Source organism: Escherichia sp. WS338 (assembly GCF_046486405.1).
Classification (GTDB): Bacteria; Pseudomonadota; Gammaproteobacteria; order Enterobacterales; family Enterobacteriaceae; genus Escherichia; species Escherichia coli.
Window position 1 is genome coordinate 1 of the sequence record NZ_JBJQLL010000098.1, and the last position, 1,135, is coordinate 1,135.

Here is a 1,135-nt window from a genome sequence, read left to right on the forward strand (position 1 = left end):
TTTCAGGATACCGTTTATTCGCTCAGCCAGTGCGTTCTGGTAGCAGTCATAACCATCCGTCATTGAACAGGTTATTCCATTTCTTTCATGAACTGACTGATAGAGCGCTGAACAGTATTGCAGCCCCCTGTCAGAATGATGCACCAGGGGACTCGTCGTTTTTCTCAGCCTCAGCGCCTGTCTGAACGCTTTTACCACATTTTCTGTCTGCAGGTTTTCCCCAACATGGTAGCCCATAATTTTTCTGGAGCAGGCATCGGTGACCAGACTCAGATAGGCCGTACCATTGCGCAGTGGAAGGTAAGTAATATCGGCGACCCAGACCTGTTCTGGTTCAAGAGCGGTAACCTGTTCAGGGCCTGGTTTAAGCAGGTTTGGATGTCGGTAGAAGCGATGATGACTGTTGGTAGTTTTGTGATATGCCCGTTTTACTGGCACCAGGAGTCGGTATTCATCGAGCAGGTTAAACAGGCGGTCTCGCCCGATATTCAGCCTTTTATCGGCCTGAGTGTTCAGCAGATAGTGCAGCTTACGCGCACCGATTCGGGGCTGACGACATCTGACACGGGCAACAAAATCAAGAACCTGAGCATGATGTTCCTGCCGTTTTCTGCGCCTTGTGTTGTCCTGATACCATGCCTGTCTGCTGTGTCCCAGGAACAGACATGCACGCGTCACAGTTATTTTGGGGGCCGGACTTTGCGCGAGGACTTGCCGGGCCGCTTTTTTACGATACTCACCCCGTAATCATTTTTAAGGACATTGATAACTGACTCAAAAAACTCAGCTTTCTGGTTCGCCAGCTCAAGCTGCGCTTCAAGTTCCCTGATTCTTTGCTCGGGTGTGAGCGGGATAGTTGTCTGAGTCACAGGCAGTTTCCTCTTCACCAGGTCAGGAAGTCCAGGACTCCAGTCAAGCCGGCCATATTTACGTAACCAGACAAGAACGGTGGAGCGCCCCTGAATGCCATACCGCTGCTGGGCCTGTTTATAGGTCATCTCGCCTTTTTCAACCTGCTCAACAACAGCTATTTTAAAGGATAGAGGATAATCACGTTGGGTGCGTTTGAACTCAGTCATCATCACGTTCTCCGGATTTAAGTCAGGAACGTGTCAACGCTATTCAGGACGGGTCA

General features: G+C 50.1%; 1 pseudogene. It reads right to left on the bottom strand.

Annotation, left to right across the window (positions count from 1 at the left end):
• Window positions 1-1,082 (bottom strand): annotated as a pseudogene (locus ACJHWT_RS25395) (IS3 family transposase); the annotation flags it as partial.
• Window positions 1,083-1,135: the final 53 nt, after the last annotated feature.